Origin of the sequence: Bradyrhizobium aeschynomenes, assembly GCF_013178945.1 — a bacterium.
In the GTDB taxonomy this organism is placed as follows: domain Bacteria; phylum Pseudomonadota; class Alphaproteobacteria; order Rhizobiales; family Xanthobacteraceae; genus Bradyrhizobium; species Bradyrhizobium aeschynomenes.
Genome location: NZ_JABFDM010000004.1, coordinates 340,395 through 356,959, shown reverse-complemented (window position 1 = coordinate 356,959; position 16,565 = coordinate 340,395). Strand labels below are relative to the sequence as shown.

Sequence of the window (16,565 nt, the reverse complement as noted above, 5' to 3'; positions counted from 1 at the left end):
CTACTTCAGTCCGGCGGCCTGCAGCGCGCGGTCGATCACGGCGGCGACGTCGATGACCCGTCGGCGCTTCGGCTGGGGTGGCGGGACGACAGCGTCCGGCTTCGGATCGGACGGAGGCCAAGCATCCGCCGGCGTCATGTCGACGGCCTTCCCCACGACCGGCTTCGCCACGGAGGGCTTCACCTCGACCGGCGCCTCCGCCGGCGTCGCGGCCTTGACCACCGGGACCATCGGCGCCGCGGCCTGCGGCTCGGGTTTCGGCCTTGCGGCTCCGGCGACAGCTGGCCGCGTCCGCTTGGCTCGCACCGGGGCGCGAGACGGCGATGCCTTGGCCGCTGGGGCCTTGGCCTCGGCCGGCTCGACGACGGCCGGCGACACCTCCGGACGGCGCAGCATCTTCGTCAAGGTCGGCAGCGCCGAGATCGGCGACACCTCTGGAATGAGCTTCGTGCTCGGCGAGGTCACCGCCGGCTTCGGCTGACGAATCCAGTCGGTGACGCCGAAGAACTTTGCGATCAGATAGGACGAGGAGATGCCGGCCTCGAGCAGGAACGGCCCCGCTTTGCCATAGCGCTTGTCGTTGGCGGCGACGCCGATCGGTGTGCCATGCGCCATGTTGGTGATCGTGAAGGATTCGACGACCGTCTCACCGTCGGCATTCCACCATTGCTCATGCGGATAACCGTTGACCTCTCCCGCGGCCATCGGCGCCAGCGGCAGATGATGCAGGTCGAGCCATTGCTTGACGATCTCGCCGGCATTGTCCGGATGCACGGTGTAGTCGGCGGTGCCGTGCCACACCGAGAGCTTCGGCCATCTGCCGCGATGCTGAGAGGCACGGCGGACGAGATCGCCGAGCTCGCCGGCGGGCCGCGCCGGCGGCATCCGCATCTGCAGGATCGCATCGCGCATGTTGCGCGCGGCGCCGAACGGCAGCCCGGCGATGACGGCGCCGGCGGCGAACAGCTCCGGATGCGCCGACAGCATCGCCATGGTCATCGCGCCGCCCGCCGAGAGGCCCGTGACGAAGATGCGCCGCTCGTCGATGGCGCAATCGGCGACCATGCGCGCGATCATCTCGCGGATCGAGGCGACCTCGCCTTGGCCACGCGTGATATCCTCGGATTGAAACCAGTTGAAGCAGCGCTGCGGATTGTTGATGCGCTGCTGCTCCGGAAACAACAGCGCAAAGCCGAAATGCTTGGCGAGCGTCGACCAGCCGGCACCGAGATCATACTCGGCCGCACCCTGCCCGCAGCCATGCAGCACGACGACGAGCGGCAACAGCGGTTGCCGCTGCGCCGGCACATAGGCGAACATCTTCAGCTTGCCGGGATTGCTGCCGAAGCCCTCGACCTCGACCAGCGGGCATTCCGGCGCGGGCCGCAGCTGGCGATGAAGATCGCCGAATCCGGTGATGCCATTCAGCTCGCGCAGCCGTCGCAAATACTCAACATTTTCAGCGAGGGACAACGGCAGCTCCTTGGCAGTCACATCTTCACGTCGGCGCGGATCAAACCCACCATCACCCAGATGGTTGCTGCAGCGCAAAAGAAAAAGCCCGCGCGAACGCGGACGTCAGCAATTTGATTGCGAATTTCGGTCTTGCTGCGATCAAAATGCCACGCCGCCGCGGCGCTTCACGCTGCAATCACCGAAACGCGAACCAGGCACGGCCGAAATCGCGGACAGGATGAACGCGGACGATCCCGCAACTGCTTTCAAGCGGTGGCCACAAGTAAGCGCCATCACTTGTCGGTCCGTCGCGAATCGCAATCTCGCGTCGGAGTGTGCGGAGAGATCGCCGATCAGTAAACAACAAATGGCAGGCATGCACGGCTCTCGTATGAGCAGCAAGATGATTGCCTGCCAACGATGCGCCGACTAGCCTGCCTCACAAGCAACAACGACATTCCATTCGGGAGAAAAACACATGGCGCGGCTCAAATTCGGCGCGTTCCTCGCTCCGCATCATCCGATCGGCGAGCATCCGATGCTGCAATTCCGCCGCGACCTCGATCTCGTGTCGCAGCTCGACGAGCTCGGCTATGACGAGTTCTGGTGCGGCGAGCATCATTCGAGCGGATGGGAGACGATCGCCTCGCCCGAGATGTTTCTCGCCGCCGCCGGCGAGCGCACCAAGCGCATCCGGCTCGGCACCGGCGTGATCTCGCTGCCCTATCATCATCCCTTCAACGTCGCGCAGCGGATGGTGCAGCTCGATCACATGACCGGCGGCCGCGCGATCTTCGGTTCGGGCCCTGGCGCGCTCGCCTCCGATGCCCACACGCTCGGCATCGATCCGATGACGCAGCGCGATCGCCAAGACGAGGCGATCGGCGTCATCCGACGGCTGTTCAACGGCGAGCGCGTGACCGCGAAGAGCGACTGGTTCACGATGAACGACGCGGCCCTGCAGATCCTGCCGTTGCAGGAGGAGATGCCGTTCGTCGTGGCGTCGCAGATCTCGCCGTCGGGCATGACGCTCGCAGGTAAATACGGCATCGGCATCATCTCGCTCGGCTCGATGTCGACGCAGGGCCTGATGGCGCTGCCGCAGCAATGGGAGTTCGCCGAAGACGCGGCGAAGACACACGGCACCACGGTGAGCCGCGCCAATTGGCGCGTGCTTCTGTCGTGGCACATCGCCGAGACGCGCGAGCAGGCGCGCCGCGAGGCCGGCCCCGGGCTGATGCGCTGGCACAACGAGTACACCGTCGGGACCCTGATGCGGCCGGGCCTGAAGCCGTTCTCCTCGCCCGATGAGGCCGTCGACAAGACCGCCTTTGTCGAAGGCGCGGCATCGACGATCGGCACGCCCGACGATCTCGTCAGGACGATCAAGAACCTGATGCAGGTGTCCGGCGGCGTCGGCCACATCATCGGCTTCGTGCACGACTGGGCCAATCCGGAGAACACGCGGCGCAGCTGGGACATGGTCGCGCGCTACGTCGTGCCAGAGATCAACGGCTACATCGACGGCCTGCGCCGCTCGCAGACATTCGTCATCGAGAATCGCGCCATCTTCGAGCGCGCAGGGCAAGCCGTGATGGCCAAGATCATGGACAACGACAAGGCGGCCGCCGCCCTGTCGCAGACCGGCCCGGGCCGCGTGGCGATTCCGGCGGTCAACGCGCCGGACCTGCAGCAGGCGGCAGCGAAGCAGCGGGGGTGAATCAACATCGGTGCGCAGGGCGGATTAGTACTACTGCGTCGGAAACACTGCCCGCTATCCGTCGTCATTCCGGGGCGCCCGAAGGGCGAGCCCGGAATCCATAGCCACAGACAGATGGTTGGCGGCAAAGTGCCTACAACCAGCCTGCCTTATACTATTGCCTGTGGGTATGGGTTCCGGGCTCGCCCTTCGGGCGCCCCGGAACGACACGTGGAGGGAGCAAAGCCCTTTTCTGACGCAGTAGTATTGGCGCAGCGTAATCCGCCAACCCTCACGAGAGACTTCATCAGGTCGTCGTCGGTATCACGATCGAGCATGGTATATGCTAAGCAGGATGGTCACTACGCCGTACCCTGACGGCGGCTTACGCTGCGCTAATCCGCCCTACGACCGCCTCACCTCACCGCGGCGACCAGCCTCTCGCAATCAGCGAGTGTCGCGATCTGCTTCAGCGTCTCACGCAGCGCCGGCAGGTCGACGGGCTTCTGGAATTGCGGATAGACGACCAGCCCGAGCACGGTGGCGAGCCGGACGTGCTCCTCGCGGGTGCCGTCCTCGGCGCCGCTGATGAAAATCACCGGCGTGCGCGATTTCAGCTCGTTGAGCAGCAGCAGGACGTCCGCGCCGCAGCGGTCGCCGAGCGACAGGTCCAGCGTGATGCAGTCGAACGTCCTCTCGCGCAACACCTCGGCGGCGGCCTCGACCGAGCTCACGCAGGTCGCCTCATAGCCGCACTGCGCGGCGATCTTGCGCAGAATCGACAGATGCACCTCGGCATCCTCGATCACCAGCAACTGATTGCTCATGCCATTGCCCTCGCTGCCTGTTGGCCAGACGTCCCGGTCCGGGCGTTCCTAGGCGCGGCCAATGGCCGCGAGGTAAAGATTTGGGTCCGTAGATCTACGGCCGTAACAAGCAAACCTCGCTCGAATCCGTGGCTCGGCCAGGCTGGCTGCGGACATGGAGGCGGTTGAAACCGGCTCCCGCGATACCGCAGTGTCGTCTCGGCAACAGCATGAACTTTTTAGCCCGACCCAGGGCGATGCAATTGCCGCGCTCAATGCAACCGGCGATGGTGCCGATTGTGTCGAATCGGTGTCACGCGCTGGGCAGAGCATGGCAAAATCAATGATCAAGGGAATCGGGTCTGCGCTGGCGGGCGTCCTGCTTGCGGGCTCGGCGCTGGCGGCCGACCTCCCCGTCAAGGCGCCCGCACCGGTGGCCGCACCGACCTGGACCGGACTCTATGCCGGCGTGTCGGTCGGCGCCCGCTGGGCCGATCATGATTGGCGAACCAGCGACGTCTCCCCGAACTTCGGTCCCGGCGTGTTCGTGCCGACGGCAGGCACAAGCGGGGCCATGGACAGCGCGGCGGCCCGGATCGGCGGCTACCTCGGCGTCAACTGGCAGTTCGCTCCGTCATGGATCGCAGGCATCGAAGGCGACTTCGGTTGGGCCGACAACAAGAAGTCGGCCAGTCCCTTGCCGGGAACGACCGGACTGTTCTTCGGCGGTCCCCTGGTCGGCCTTCCCGCCGGCTCGGTGAAGGACACGTGGGATGGCAGCGTGCGCGCCCGGCTCGGCTATCTGGTCACGCCATCGACGCTGCTCTATGGCAGCGGCGGCGTCGCGTGGCAGCGCGTTGAGCTCAACGCCAGCTGCGCCGTCGTTCCCGGCAATAGCTTCTGCTTCGGCAATCCGCACAACGAAACCTTCGCCTCCACCCGCGTCGGCTGGACCGCCGGCGGCGGCATCGAGCACATGATCGGCGGCCACTGGCTGCTGCGTGCCGACTATCGCTATGCCGATTTCGGCACCTGGACCCAGCCGTTCTTCGTCGCCGGCGGCGTGGGCGTCGGCTTCGACGATCGCTTCACTGCGCATGTCACGACGCGAACGCACACGGCAACGGTCGGCCTCGCCTACAAGTTCTGAGACCCAGCTGGTCCTGAGGCGAGTTATCATAGGCACGGCGGCTGGCGGCCGCGCGGCAGGCATCGAGGTTCGGGCATCCCCCCGATTTTTCTTAACTCTGGGCTGCTAGGCTGACCTCAGATCGAGCAGGGCCTGCAAGGGACGCTCGCTGTGTGGTGCGTCAGCAGCCCGCCGTCTCGACCCGGCGGGCTTTTCCGTGGAAAGGTCGCCAATGTCACTCTCCTCCGCCAAAAACTACGCGTTGCGCGCCGAGCGGTCGCAGGACCCCAAGGAGGCTGCCGACCTCCTGGCAAAAGCGATCCTGGAGCTCGCGGCCTCGATCGAAGCCACCGACGCCAAGGTGAAGAAGATCAACAAGTCGGCCGGCTGATGGTCCTGGTGTCCGCGTCGGAAGGCATGGCGGCGTCTGGCGGCGGCGAGACTTGCCGGCCTCGAAAGATCACCCGCTGACCCCCGCTTCGATCGATCGCCGACATCGCGGCGTCGCTCGCCCCCGACAACAACGGGAATGGAATCGCCACCGCTGGCGCCAAATCGCGGGTGATGATGATCCCGCTGATGACGGTGGCTAACGAGCCTCCCCGTGCCCGCTTTGTGGAAGAGGGCGGCATGTTCCATCCCTCGGACGCAGGACCGCGCCGCGAGATCGCGAACGCGTGCGATGCAGCACAAGGACACCGAGACGAAATAACGCAGCGTATTGCATGACGGCCGCAACCGCCCTTGAATGATGCGCCGGCGCGTCGCCGCGCCCCGCTGCCGATCAGCTTCCGGAGCCCCCTCATGTCGATGCAAAGTGTGGCCACGCCCTCGTTCCGCCTGACATCGCCGCGGCGAAACTCGCTGACGCATATTCCGGGCGACGAAGGCTGGCCAATCATCGGCAAGACGTTCGAGACCCTCGCCGACCCCAAGGGTCACGTCGAGCGCAACGCCAGGAAGTATGGCCCGGTCTACCGCACCCACATGTTCGGCAACGTCAACGTCGTGCTGCTCGGCCCCGAAGCCAATGAGCTGGTGCTGTTCGACCAGGCCAAGCTGTTCTCATCAGCGCATGGCTGGGGCCACATCCTCAACCTGCTGTTCCCGCGCGGCCTGATGCTGCTCGATTTCGACGAGCACCGCATGCACCGCAAGGCGCTGTCGGTGGCCTTCAAGGCCGGGCCGATGAAGTCCTATCTCGCCGGCCTCGACCGCGGCATCGCCGCGCGCATCGCGCAGTGGAAGCAGTCCCCCGGCGAGATGCTGTTCTATCCCGCGATCAAGCAGCTCACGCTCGACCTCGCCGCGACGTCCTTCCTGGGCACGGAGATCGGACCGGAGGTCGATGCCATCAACCGCGCCTTCGTCGACATGGTCGCCGCCTCCGTCGCGCCGATCCGAAAGCCGCTGCCCGGCACGCAGATGGCGCGCGGCGTCAAGGGCCGCCGGCGTATCGTCGCGTATTTCTCGGAGCAGATCCCGCTGCGCCGCGCTCGGAGCGACGGCGACGATCTGTTCTCGCATCTGTGCCGCGCGACCGACGACCAGGGCGCGCTGCTGTCGACGCAGGACATCGTCGATCACATGAGCTTCCTGATGATGGCGGCACACGACACGCTGACCTCGTCGCTGACCTCCTTCATCGCCCAGCTCGCCGCACATCCGCAGTGGCAGCAGCAGCTGCGCGAAGAGGTCGCAAGCCTCGGCCTTGCCCATGGCGATCCGATGAGCTCGGAGCATCTGGAGAAGATGAAGCTGACCGAGATGGCGTTTCAGGAGACGTTGCGGCTGATGCCGCCGGTGCCGTCGCTGCCGCGCCGCCCGGTCCGGGATTTCACCTTCAAGGGGTTTGCCATCCCCGCCGGCACCGGGGTCGGCATCAACCCGATGTACACCCACCACATGCCCGAAATCTGGCCGGAGCCGGAGCGGTTCGACCCGATGCGCTTCACCGACGAGGCGCAGCGCGGCCGTCACCGCTTCGCCTGGGTGCCGTTCGGCGGCGGCGCCCACATGTGCCTCGGCCTGCACTTCGCCTACATGCAGGTGAAGTGCTTCGCGCGGCATTTCCTGTCGAACATCGAGGTCTCGTTTGCGCCGGGCTATCAGCCGAACTGGCAGGTCTGGCCGATCCCGAAGCCGCGCGACGGGCTGAAGGTGCAGTTGAAGGCGGTGTGACCCGGAAGTCGCGCGGTCGGCGAGGCCACATGAGGCGGCTGACAGATCATCGCCACGCCGACGACCGTCAATTAGTTACTCGTCATGCCCGGGCTTGGCCCGGGCATCCACGTCTTTCTCAGGATGCCGAACGACGTGGATGGCCGGGACAGGCCCGGCCATGACGGTGTGGAGAGAGCGACGTTACAGTCAACAAGCAGACGATGCTCGAAGCGGCAGCGCCCTACTCCACCGCATCTCCCAGCAGCTTGCGCATGGCGGCGTAGCCCTGCTGCTGCTGGCTCCAGTTGCGGCCGCCAGTGATGGCGCCGTCGATGACGAGGTCGTGGCCGTTGATGAAGCTGGACTCGTCGCTGGCGAGAAACACCGCGGCATGAGCGATGTCGTCGGGCAGGCCGGCGCGCGGGATCGGCTGGGCGGTCGCATAGGCGTTGCGGATCGTCTCGGGCGTCTTCTCGGCGGCCTCGGTCGACAGGCCCAGCGCCTTGCCGAAGATCCCGGTGGCGATCAGGCCCGGCGAGATCGAGTTGACGCGCACCCCGGATTCGCCGAGCTCCATCGCCACGCATTTGGTGAGATGGATCACCGCGGCCTTCGCCGTGCTGTAGACCAGCGAGGTGGAGAAGCCGGCGAGCCGGCCGGCGATCGAGCCGTTGTTGATGATGCTGCCGGCGCCCTGCTTCTTCATGTGGGGCGCGGCGTATTTCATTCCCAACATCACGCTGCGCACCAGCACCGCCATGGCCTGGTCGAAGCGTTCCGCATCGAGGCCTTCGATGCCGCCGGTCTGCGCCGGACCACCGGCATTGTTGAACAGGCAGTCGAGCCGGCCGAAGCGCTCGACGGCGACATCGATCAGCGCGCGCATCTGCGCGTCGACGGCGACATCCGTCTGGCGGAAAATGCAGTTGGCACCAAGCCGGCTTGCCAGCGCCTCACCCTCGGCGCTGCGACGTCCCGCGGCGATCACCTTCGCGCCTTCGGCGACGAAGATCTCCGCGGTGCGCAAGCCGATGCCACTGGTCGCGCCAGTGATCACCGCCACCTTGCCATCCAGTCGTCCCATCCCGTGTTCCTCTTGTTGATTGCTTGCAGATGTTGATTGCTTGCAGATCCCATCCCGCAACCGGGAACGGTCGTTCCCGTCACGGAACCATCATCTTGTGTCCGGAATTACAACACAAGCAAAGCTCTCTCCATCGCCTGGACAAATTACCGCCACGTCGGCCTTAATTTCGTTGCGCGTTTGAGGCTCATGAAAGTCCATGACGCGACTCATCGACGACATCAAGCGGGTCTGGCGGGGCGAACAGCAGCCATCGCTGACATGGAGCTGCCTATTTGCAGCGGTGTGCCTGATCGCGGCCACCGCGGTCCGCTACGGCATGGCGCATTTGCGGCCGGACGTGTTCTTCACGCCCTACATGCCCGCGGTATTCTTTGCGACCGCCATGGGCGGATCGGGCGTCGGCCTCGCCACCGCGATCATCGGCGCGGGGCTTGGCCTCATGCTGGACTTTGGCGGCGGCCCGGCCGACGGGGCGCGGCTGGCCCTGATGGCGATGTACCTGACCGTTGCCGCGCTGGTGATCTGGGGCGTCAACCACTATCGCAGCCTCGCCGCCAAGCAGCGCGAGATTGCGCGGCGCCTGACCGAGGAGGAGCAGTATCGCAAGCTGCTGGTCGACGAGCTGCATCACCGGCTCAAGAACAAGACCTCGACCATTCACGCCGTGCTGCATCAGGTGCTGCACGACCAGCCGCAGGTCTGGGGCCGGATCGACCAGCGCATCCGTGCGCTGGCGACCGCCGACGACCTGATCGCGCGGGCGGATGCTCAGGGCTGCGACCTGAAGGACCTCCTGATGTCGGAGCTCGGGCCGTATGGCCATGTCCGCTTCGAGCTCAACGGCGATCCGTTGTTTTTGCCTGCCAAACTAGCGGTCAGCCTTGCGCTGATCTTTCACGAGCTCGCCACCAATGCCGGCAAATACGGCGCCTTCGCCTCGCCGCGCGGCTTCCTGCAGGTGTCGTGGACGATGCAGGACGACCGGCTCAAGCTGACCTGGGACGAGGCCGAGGGCCCGCCGATCAACCACGTCGGCAAGCCCGGCTTCGGCACCAAGCTGCTCAAGGCCGCCTTGTCGTCGTTCGACGGCAAGACCGAGACCACCTTCCTGGCGACGGGTATTCATTGCACCATGCAGTGCCGCGTCCCGCCGAGCTGAGATGCCCGCAGGCGGCCAATCCGGCCTACGACTTTCGCAGCATGCGCGCAGCCGGTCCGCGGAGTGAAATTGAGGATCCATTAATGACGCTGCGGCACAAAGCGGAGTTTTTTCCGGGACTTGGCTCAGGCGTTCCGTGTTTCTACGTAGCGCTTAACTAAAATGAAGCGGGAACTTCGCACAATCGGCGCATGTATAACAGCGACCGTTTCAACTTTTCCCCCGATGCACCCAGCGGGCTGGACGCGACCGAGGCCGAGCTGCGCTTCCTGCGCAGCATCCTCAGCCAGCTGCCGTCGGGCGTCACGGTTCAGGACGAGCACGGCCGCTTTCTCCTCGTTAACGATACCGCCGCCGTCCAGCTTGGCGCCGCCGCCAACAGCGCCGACGGCGTCTCGGCGCCGCATCTCGACGGCAGGCGTTCGGCCTGCCGCGAGATCATCGGCCGGGGTCGTACCGTGGTCGCCGAGGAAAAGGTCGCCGGCGAGCGCGGCGCGCAGACGCTGCTCACGGCGCATCGGCCGCTCCGCATCGGCGATCAGAACGTGCTGATCTCGAGCTCGGCCGACATCACCGAGCAGAAGGAGTTCGAGGATCAGCTGTTCCGCGCCGCTTACTATGATGAGCTGACCGGCCTGCCAATGCGACGCGTGGTCGAGCATCGCGCCGACCATCTGGTCCGCCGCGGCCGCGTCGACGGACGCTTCGCGCTCGCCTTTCTCGACCTCGACAACTTCAAATACATCAACGACTATTACGGTCACGCCACCGGCGACGCGCTGCTGGTCGAATTCGCCAAGCGCATCAGCCGCGACCTGCGCGAGTCGGACCTGCTGTCGCGCATCAGCGGCGACGAGTTCCTGCTGCTGCTCAATCCGATCGAGCGCGCCGAGGAGGTCGCGGAGTTCCTCCAGACTCTGCTGGACCGCCTGAGCGCGCCGTTCTTCATCGACGGTGCGGAGGTGTTCGCCTCCGCGTCGGTCGGCGTCAGCCTGTTTCCCGAGCACGGCGCCAACTACGACGTCCTGCGTCAGAACGCCGATCTGGCGATGTATCGCGTCAAGAACAGCGACAAAGGCACGTTGGCCTTCTTCTCGAGCGCAATGGAGCACGAGGCGCTCGCCCGCATGAAGGTGGAGCAATCGCTGCGGCTCGCCATCCTCGAGAAGCGCTTCTGCTGCGCTTTCCAGGCCAAGGTCGACATCCGCACCGAGGAGATCAAGGGCATCGAGGCGCTGGTGCGCCTGCGCGACAATGAAGGCGTGATCCAGGCCCCCGGCTCCTTCATCAACCTCGCCGTCGAGCTCGGCCTCATCGACGAGCTCGCCCATCTCGTGCTGGACGAGATCGTCAAGTCGATCGACCTGATCAACGACACATTCGGACCCGAGGCGACGATCAGCATCAACGTCGCGGCCAAGCAGGCGTCGAACCCGGACTTCATGCAGCCCTTCGCGCGAGCCATCGCGGCGACCGGCTTTCCCAAGCGCTTCATGATCGAGGTCACCGAGGATGCGTTCGTGACCCGCAGCCATTTCCAGGACGAGATCGTGCCGCTGCTGCGCGAGATCGGCGTCGGCATCTCCATCGACGATTTCGGCATCGGCTATTCGTCGCTGTCGGCGCTCGCCGACATCACCGCCGACGAGATCAAGATCGACCGCTCCTTCATCACCGACATCCATAAGCGGCCGCGCAGCCAGGGCATCCTGCGCGCGATCGAATCCCTCAGCGAAGCCCTCGGCATGACCGTGATCGCGGAGGGCATCGAGTCGTTCGAGGAGCTCGCTTATCTGCAGGCCGCGACCAAGATCCGCTATGCGCAGGGCTACTACTTCTCGCGTCCGATCTTTCTCGAGGAATTGAAACCTGCCACCCCCCTTGCAAGCGAAGCGCGCATGAGCCTCGCCAGTCGCCCTGTGCAGGAAAATCGCCAGGCTTACGCCCGCAGCAGCCGCTATCGGCGCTGATTGCTGACAGAGCAAGGGGAGGCACCTGGACCGGCACAAAGTATGTGCGATTCCGCGCTGCCTTCGAAAGCGCCTTGACCCAGGCTCAGGCTGCACACTATCAGTTGCAGACAACAGCCGCCGTAGCTGGGAGGAAGGCTCGTGAGAACGTCACATATTTGCAAAGCCATTGTTTCATCACTGACTGCAACCCTGCTGGCCACCGCCGCCCAGGCCGACGATCTGAAAATCGCTCTCATCTACGGCAAGACCGGCCCGCTCGAGGCCTACGCCAAGCAGACCGAAGCCGGCCTGCGCCTTGGCTTCGAATATGCCACCAAGGGCACCAACATGATCGACGGTCGCAAGATCGTCATCATCACCAAGGACGACCAGGGCAAGCCCGATCTGTCGAAGGCCGCGCTGTCCGAGGCGTATCAGGATGACGGCGCCGACATCGCGATCGGCACCACGTCCTCGGCCGCGGCGCTCGCCGACCTGCCGGTCGCCGAGGAGAACAAGAAGATCCTGATCGTCGAGCCGGCGGTCGCCGACCAGATCACCGGCGAGAAGTGGAATCGCTACATCTTCCGCACCGGCCGCAATTCCTCGCAGGACGCGATCTCCAACGCCGTCGCGATCGGCAAGCCGGGCGTCACGGTCGCTACGCTGGCTCAGGACTACGCCTTCGGCCGTGACGGCGTGGCCGCGTTCAAGGAAGCACTGGCCAAGACCGGCGCCACGCTCGGCGCCGAGGAATATGTGCCCACCAACACCACCGACTTCACCGCCGTCGGCCAGCGCCTGTTCGATGCGCTGAAGGACAAGCCGGGCAAGAAGATCATCTGGGTGATCTGGGCCGGCGCCGGCGACCCGCTCACCAAACTGCAGGACATGGATCCGAAGCGCTACGGCATCGAGCTGTCGACTGGTGGCAACATCCTGCCGGCGCTCGCGGCCTACAAGCGGCTGCCCGGCATGGAGGGCGCCACCTACTACTACTATGACATTCCCAAGAATCCCGTGAACGACTGGCTGGTGGCCGAGCATCAGAAGCGCTTCAACGCGCCGCCGGACTTCTTCACCGCCGGCGGCTTCTCGGCCGCGATGGCCGTCGTCACCGCCGTCACCAAGGCGAAGTCGACCGACACCGAGAAGCTGATCGCGGCGATGGAGGGCATGGAGTTCGATACGCCGAAGGGCAAGATGATCTTCCGGAAAGAGGATCACCAGGCGCTGCAAAGCATGTATCACTTCCGCGTCAAGGTCGATCCGAACCTCGCCTGGGCCGTCAACGAGCCGGTGCGCGAGATCAAGATCGACGAGATGAGCGTCCCGATCCGCAACAAGCGCTGACGGTGAAATCCGTGCCCGGCCTTCGCGCCGGGCACGTCCACTTTGGAAGCCACGCTGGCGACAATGACCCTCACCCTCGAAACCCGCGACCTCACCATCCGCTTCGGCGGCCATGTCGCAGTCAACAGCGTCAGCTGCAGCTTCCGCCCCGGTGAGCTGACCGCAATCGTCGGCCCCAACGGCGCCGGAAAGACCACCTACTTCAACCTGATCTCCGGCCAGCTCTCCGCCTCCTCCGGCACCATTTCGTTCGATGGCCGTGACATCACCAACCTCTCGGCGCCGCTGCGCACGCGCGCAGGATTGGGCCGCGCGTTCCAGCTCACCAACCTGTTTCCCAACTTGAGCGTCGAGGAGAATGTACGCCTCGCCGTCCAGGCGCGTAGCGGCGTACATTACGATCTGCTCCGCCCGTGGATGGCGCGACGCGATCTGATTGCCCGCGCGGATGCGATCCTCGATCAGGTTGCGCTCGGCAGTCGCCGCGAGATCAGCGCCACGACGCTGTCCCATGGCGACCAGCGCAAGCTCGAGGTCGCACTGATGATGGCGCTCGAGCCGAAGGTGTTCATGTTCGATGAGCCGACCGCCGGCATGAGCATCGACGAGGTGCCGGTCGTGCTCGACCTCATCGGTAGGCTCAAGCAGGACAAGACCAAGATCATCCTGCTCGTCGAGCACAAGATGGACGTGGTCCGGTCGCTCGCCGACCGCATCATCGTCCTGCACAACGGGCAACTCGTCGCGGATGGCAAGCCTGCCGAGGTGATCGCCTCGCCGATCGTGCAGGAAGCCTATCTCGGCGTCACGCCGCGGAGCGCGGCATGAGCGCATTGCTGAAGCTCACGGGCGTCGAAACCTATATCGGGCGCTATCACATCCTGCAGGGCGTCGACTTCGAGGTTCCGGAGGGCCGGACCACGATGCTGCTCGGGCGCAACGGCGCCGGCAAGACCACGACCTTGCGCACCATCATGGGGCTGTGGCAGCCGAAGAACGGCAGCATCACGCTCGCCGGCGAGCCGATCGAGAAGCTCGCGACGCCCGACATCGCCCAGCGCGGCGTCGGCTACGTGCCCGAAAGCATGGCGGTGTTCTCCGACCTCACGGTCAAGGAGAATCTCGTGCTGGCGGCACGCAACGGCCCGCTGGACGATGCCCAGCTCGCCTGGATCTTCGGCTTCTTCCCGGCGCTGAAGAAGTTCTGGCTGTCGCGGGCCGGCAGCCTGTCCGGCGGCCAGAAGCAGATGCTGTCGATCGCGCGCGCCATCGTCGAGCCGCGCAAGCTGCTCCTGATCGACGAGCCGACCAAGGGGCTTGCGCCGGCGATCGTGATGTCGCTGATCGAGTGCCTGAAGGAGATCAAGCGCCGTGGCGCCACGATCCTGCTGGTCGAGCAGAACTTCCACGCCGCGCGCGAGCTCGGCGACCACGTGCTGGTGATGGACAACGGCACCATCGTCCATCGCGGCGAGATGGCCGCACTCGCGGCCGACGTGCCGCTGCAGGAGCGCCTGCTCGGCCTCAGCCTGGAGGCGCATCAATGAGCGAGATCGCGGCAACCGATGCGCTGCCGAAGCCGAAGCGCGACATCGCGCCGCTGCTGCTGCCGGTCGTGCTGGCCATCGTGATGATCCCGCTGGTGGGATCGGCGAGTTCCTGGGTCACGCTGACGGTGGCGAGCCTTGCGATGGGCATGATGATCTTCATCATGGCGTCCGGCCTGACCTTGGTATTCGGCCTGATGGACGTGCTCAATTTCGGCCACGGCGCCTTCATCGCGGTGGGCGCCTACGTCGCAACCCTGGTGCTGCTGCCGCTGGCGAGCTGGGCCCAGGCCGATTCGCTGCTGGCCAATCTCGCGGTGCTCGTCCCGGCGGCGCTGCTGTCGATGGGCGTGACCGGGGCGCTCGGCCTCGTCGTCGAGCGCGTGCTGGTGCTGCCGGTCTATGGCCAGCACCTCAAGCAGATCCTCATGACCACCGGCGGCCTGATCGTCGCCGAGCAGACGCTGTATGCGCTGTTCGGACCACAGATCATTCCGATGCCGCTGCCGACGGCGTTGCGCGGCTCGTTCATCCTCGGCGACATCGTGATCTCGAAATACCGGCTGCTGGCAATGCTGCTCGGCTTCGCGATCTTCGTCGCCATCGAGCTGGTGCTGAACCGGACCAAGATCGGGCTCCTGATCCGCGCCGGCGTCGAGAACCGCGAGATGGTCGAGGCGCTCGGCTATCGCATCCGCCGCCTGTTCCTCGGGGTGTTCATGACCGGATCGGCGCTGGCCGGCCTCGGCGGCGTGATGTGGGGCCTCTACCGCGAGCAGGTCCATGCCTCGATCGGCGACGAGCTCACCGTGCTCGTGTTCATCGTCGTCATCATCGGCGGCCTCGGCTCGATCACCGGCTGCTTCATCGGCGCCATCCTGGTCGCCATGGTCGCCAATTACGGCGGCTTCCTGGTGCCGAAGCTCGCCCTCGTCTCCAACATCCTGCTGATGGTCGCCGTGCTGATGTGGCGGCCGCGCGGCCTCTATGCGGTGACCAGCCGATGATGATCCTGTCCGGCGATCCGCCCCGCAGCCGCGCGCTGTCGATCCTGCTCGTCGTCATCATCCTGGCGCTGCTGGCGACGCCGTTCATCTTCCCCGGCGCCAAGGCGCTCAACGTCGCCGCCAAGATCTGCATCTTCGCGGCGCTGGTCGCGTCCTACGATCTGCTGCTCGGCTACACCGGCTCGGTGTCGTTCGCGCACACGATGTTCTATGGCATCGGCTCCTACGCGATCGCGATCGCGCTCTATGGCCTTGGCCCGAATTGGACCTCGGTGGCCGTCGCCGTCGCCGCGGGACTGCCGCTCGCGCTGCTGCTCGCGCTCGCCATCGGCCTGTTCTCGCTGCGCGTCGAGGCCATCTTCTTTGCCATGATCACGCTCGCGGTCGCCTCCGCCTTCCTGGTGCTGGCCTCGCAATTGTCGTGGCTCACGGGCGGCGAGGACGGCCGCAGCTTCCAGCTGCCCGAACTCTTGCGCCCCGGCACGGTCTTTGTCGGCAAGGAATGGTTCGGCTTCCCGGTCAACGGCCGCATCCTGACCTACTATTTGGTCCTGACGGCCTGCGCGGCAATGATCCTGGCGCTGCTGCGCGTCGTCAACTCGCCGTTCGGCCGCGTGCTGCAGGCGATCCGCGAGAACCGGTTCCGGGCCGAGGCGCTCGGCTACCGCACCGTTTTCCATCTCACTTACGCCAATTGCATCGCAGCTGCCGTCGCGGCCTGCGCGGGCATGCTGAATGCGCTGTGGCTGCGCTATGCCGGACCCGACACGTCGCTTGCGTTCTCGATCATGCTGGACATCCTGCTGATGGTCGTGATCGGCGGCATGGGCACGATCTACGGCGCCATCATTGGAGCTGCGATCTTCATCCTGGCGCAGAACTATCTGCAGGCTCTGATGGGCATCGCTTCGACGGCTGCGACCGACGCCGGCCTGCCGCTATTGCCGGGCCTCCTGCACCCCGACCGCTGGCTGCTGTGGCTGGGCCTGCTGTTCATCGCCAGCGTCTATTTCTTCCCCACCGGCGTGGTCGGCCGGCTCCGCAACAGGCCTCCCGCCGCGCGTTGAGCTGCGGATACGCTTAAATTTCTGCGCAGCTGCGCCGCGAGAGCTGCGGCGACACGGTACTCCCATGCTGAAATGATTGTTTTCCGCGAAGTTTCGCCGTTGGCTTAAGCCGCGGCTAACCGCGTTTCCTAACCGCTCCGG

General features: G+C 65.4%; 14 protein-coding genes. 11 read left to right on the top strand and 3 right to left on the bottom strand.

Features of this window, described 5'->3' with window-relative positions:
• Positions 1-1,473, bottom strand: a complete 1,473-nt coding sequence (locus HL666_RS14545; RefSeq protein ID WP_172182082.1) for an extracellular catalytic domain type 1 short-chain-length polyhydroxyalkanoate depolymerase — start codon at positions 1,471-1,473, stop codon at positions 1-3.
• A gap of 460 nt (positions 1,474-1,933) precedes the next feature.
• Between HL666_RS14545 and HL666_RS14540 the strand changes: the two genes are divergently transcribed.
• Positions 1,934-3,175, top strand: coding sequence for an LLM class flavin-dependent oxidoreductase (locus HL666_RS14540; protein ID WP_172132440.1), 1,242 nt, complete (start codon positions 1,934-1,936; stop codon positions 3,173-3,175).
• Positions 3,176-3,570: 395 nt separating this feature from the next.
• Here HL666_RS14540 and HL666_RS14535 read toward each other — a convergent pair whose 3' ends face one another.
• The gene (locus tag HL666_RS14535) at positions 3,571-3,981 is read right to left on the bottom strand and encodes a response regulator (RefSeq protein ID WP_172132441.1); all 411 of its coding nucleotides are present in this window, start codon (positions 3,979-3,981) and stop codon (positions 3,571-3,573) included.
• A 322-nt stretch (positions 3,982-4,303) separates the two neighbouring features.
• Here HL666_RS14535 and HL666_RS14530 point away from each other — a divergent pair, with 322 nt between their 5' ends.
• The 3 genes from HL666_RS14530 to HL666_RS14520 all read left to right on the top strand — a co-directional run bounded on the left by HL666_RS14530 (position 4,304) and on the right by HL666_RS14520 (position 7,270).
• Positions 4,304-5,110: an outer membrane protein gene (locus tag HL666_RS14530; protein WP_210261904.1), complete on the top strand. Its 807-nt coding sequence runs from the start codon at positions 4,304-4,306 to the stop codon at positions 5,108-5,110.
• A 211-nt stretch (positions 5,111-5,321) separates the two neighbouring features.
• Positions 5,322-5,480 (top strand): hypothetical protein, encoded by a 159-nt coding sequence (locus HL666_RS14525; protein ID WP_011923716.1) that lies wholly within the window; start codon positions 5,322-5,324, stop codon positions 5,478-5,480.
• A 413-nt stretch (positions 5,481-5,893) separates the two neighbouring features.
• On the top strand, positions 5,894-7,270 hold the full coding sequence (locus tag HL666_RS14520; protein ID WP_172110458.1) for a cytochrome P450: 1,377 nt from the start codon (positions 5,894-5,896) through the stop codon (positions 7,268-7,270).
• A 223-nt stretch (positions 7,271-7,493) separates the two neighbouring features.
• Here the strand turns inward: HL666_RS14520 and HL666_RS14515 are convergent, their stop codons facing one another.
• Complete coding sequence (locus HL666_RS14515) at positions 7,494-8,336, bottom strand: SDR family NAD(P)-dependent oxidoreductase (RefSeq protein ID WP_172182081.1); 843 nt, start codon at positions 8,334-8,336, stop codon at positions 7,494-7,496.
• A 199-nt stretch (positions 8,337-8,535) separates the two neighbouring features.
• Between HL666_RS14515 and HL666_RS14510 the strand changes: the two genes are divergently transcribed.
• The 7 genes from HL666_RS14510 to HL666_RS14480 all read left to right on the top strand — a co-directional run bounded on the left by HL666_RS14510 (position 8,536) and on the right by HL666_RS14480 (position 16,424).
• Positions 8,536-9,498: a sensor histidine kinase gene (locus tag HL666_RS14510; protein ID WP_172182079.1), complete on the top strand. Its 963-nt coding sequence runs from the start codon at positions 8,536-8,538 to the stop codon at positions 9,496-9,498.
• A gap of 191 nt (positions 9,499-9,689) precedes the next feature.
• Positions 9,690-11,468: a putative bifunctional diguanylate cyclase/phosphodiesterase gene (locus tag HL666_RS14505; RefSeq protein ID WP_172182078.1), complete on the top strand. Its 1,779-nt coding sequence runs from the start codon at positions 9,690-9,692 to the stop codon at positions 11,466-11,468.
• 141 nt (positions 11,469-11,609) lie between these two features.
• Positions 11,610-12,803, top strand: a complete 1,194-nt coding sequence (locus tag HL666_RS14500) for a substrate-binding domain-containing protein (RefSeq protein WP_172182077.1) — start codon at positions 11,610-11,612, stop codon at positions 12,801-12,803.
• Between the two features lie 63 nt (positions 12,804-12,866).
• Positions 12,867-13,631: an ABC transporter ATP-binding protein gene (locus HL666_RS14495; protein WP_172110463.1), complete on the top strand. Its 765-nt coding sequence runs from the start codon at positions 12,867-12,869 to the stop codon at positions 13,629-13,631.
• Positions 13,628-14,350: an ABC transporter ATP-binding protein gene (locus HL666_RS14490; RefSeq protein ID WP_172110464.1), complete on the top strand. Its 723-nt coding sequence runs from the start codon at positions 13,628-13,630 to the stop codon at positions 14,348-14,350. Before HL666_RS14495 ends, HL666_RS14490 begins: the two co-directional genes overlap by 4 nt.
• Positions 14,347-15,357, top strand: coding sequence for a branched-chain amino acid ABC transporter permease (locus HL666_RS14485; RefSeq protein WP_172182075.1), 1,011 nt, complete (start codon positions 14,347-14,349; stop codon positions 15,355-15,357). Before HL666_RS14490 ends, HL666_RS14485 begins: the two co-directional genes overlap by 4 nt.
• The gene (locus tag HL666_RS14480) at positions 15,354-16,424 is read left to right on the top strand and encodes a branched-chain amino acid ABC transporter permease (protein WP_172182074.1); all 1,071 of its coding nucleotides are present in this window, start codon (positions 15,354-15,356) and stop codon (positions 16,422-16,424) included. Before HL666_RS14485 ends, HL666_RS14480 begins: the two co-directional genes overlap by 4 nt.
• Positions 16,425-16,565: the final 141 nt, after the last annotated feature.

Coding starts and splice junctions, on each gene's coding strand:
- HL666_RS14540 (WP_172132440.1), top strand. CDS start 1,934: ATGGCGCGGCTCAAATTCGGCGCGTTCCTCGCTCCGCATCATCCGATC.
- HL666_RS14535 (WP_172132441.1), bottom strand. CDS start 3,981: ATGAGCAATCAGTTGCTGGTGATCGAGGATGCCGAGGTGCATCTGTCG.
- HL666_RS14530 (WP_210261904.1), top strand. CDS start 4,304: ATGATCAAGGGAATCGGGTCTGCGCTGGCGGGCGTCCTGCTTGCGGGC.
- HL666_RS14525 (WP_011923716.1), top strand. CDS start 5,322: ATGTCACTCTCCTCCGCCAAAAACTACGCGTTGCGCGCCGAGCGGTCG.
- HL666_RS14520 (WP_172110458.1), top strand. CDS start 5,894: ATGTCGATGCAAAGTGTGGCCACGCCCTCGTTCCGCCTGACATCGCCG.
- HL666_RS14515 (WP_172182081.1), bottom strand. CDS start 8,336: ATGGGACGACTGGATGGCAAGGTGGCGGTGATCACTGGCGCGACCAGT.
- HL666_RS14510 (WP_172182079.1), top strand. CDS start 8,536: ATGACGCGACTCATCGACGACATCAAGCGGGTCTGGCGGGGCGAACAG.
- HL666_RS14505 (WP_172182078.1), top strand. CDS start 9,690: ATGTATAACAGCGACCGTTTCAACTTTTCCCCCGATGCACCCAGCGGG.
- HL666_RS14495 (WP_172110463.1), top strand. CDS start 12,867: ATGACCCTCACCCTCGAAACCCGCGACCTCACCATCCGCTTCGGCGGC.
- HL666_RS14490 (WP_172110464.1), top strand. CDS start 13,628: ATGAGCGCATTGCTGAAGCTCACGGGCGTCGAAACCTATATCGGGCGC.
- HL666_RS14485 (WP_172182075.1), top strand. CDS start 14,347: ATGAGCGAGATCGCGGCAACCGATGCGCTGCCGAAGCCGAAGCGCGAC.
- HL666_RS14480 (WP_172182074.1), top strand. CDS start 15,354: ATGATGATCCTGTCCGGCGATCCGCCCCGCAGCCGCGCGCTGTCGATC.